Annotated in this window: 1 protein-coding gene; it reads right to left on the bottom strand. The window is 64.4% G+C overall.

Going from position 1 to position 989, the window contains the following annotated elements; genetic code table 11:
* Positions 1 to 989, bottom strand: a 989-nt coding sequence (locus NKH54_RS32435; RefSeq protein ID WP_353029725.1) for an FAD-dependent oxidoreductase, incomplete at both ends; no start/stop codon positions are given.

Here is a 989-nt window from a genome sequence, read left to right as displayed (position 1 = left end):
TCCTCGCGCTGGTTGTCGAACCAGTTCTGCCGCTTCCAGGAATAGCGGTATTCGCGCTCTTGCCCTTCGCGGGCGAACCAGTTGGCGCGCTCCCAGCCGGCGACTTCGCCGAAGACCGCGCCGCGCGCCCTCAGGTGTTCATGCAGGGGCGATCGCCTGACATTCCTGGACGTTGCCATCTGCCGGTAGGGGAAATGGTCGGCATAGAGCAGGCCGAGCGTCTCGGAGACCCGCTCCTTGAGATACCTACGGTTCTTCTGGAATGGCTGGGCGCGGCGGATGTCGACTTCCCAGAGGTCGAAGGGCGCTTCGCCGTCATTGATCCACTGCGCCAGCGCCATGCCGGCGCCGCCGGACGAGACGATGCCGATGGAATTGTAGCCGGTCGCCATCCAGTAGCCCGACAGCTCCGGCGCTTCGCCGAGATAGTAGCGGTCGTCGGGGGTAAAGCTTTCGGGGCCGTTGAAGAAGGTGTGAATGCCGGCGGTTGCCAGCATCGGCATGCGATTGACGCCCATTTCGAGGATCGGCTCGAAATGCTCCATGTCCTCCGGCAACTGGTCGAAGCAGAAATCCTCGCTTATGCCGTCCATGCCCCAGGGCTTGGCCACCGGCTCGAAGGCGCCGAGCATCATCTTGCCGGCATCTTCCTTGTAGTAGGCGCATTCATCGGGAACGCGCAGCACCGGTAGACGACCGAGCCCGGGGATCGGCTCGGTGACGAGATAAAAATGTTCGCAGGCATGCAGCGGGATGGTGACGCCGTTCTGGGCGCCGAGCTCGCGCGCCCACATGCCGGCGCAGTTGACGACGATGTCGGCCTCGATCGTTCCCTGATCCTCGCCTTGCGCCCACGACACACCGGTGACGCGACCGGCCTTGGTATGGACCTTGGTGACCTTCACATTCTCGACGACTGTGGCGCCGCGCTGGCGGGCGCCCTTGGCCAGCGCCATGGCGATGTTGGCGGGATCGCACTGGCCGTCGAG

It is taken from the genome of Mesorhizobium sp. M1004 (genome assembly GCF_040318795.1).
Lineage (GTDB): Bacteria > Pseudomonadota > Alphaproteobacteria > Rhizobiales > Rhizobiaceae > Mesorhizobium.
This window is presented reverse-complemented; position numbering and strand designations above follow the sequence as displayed.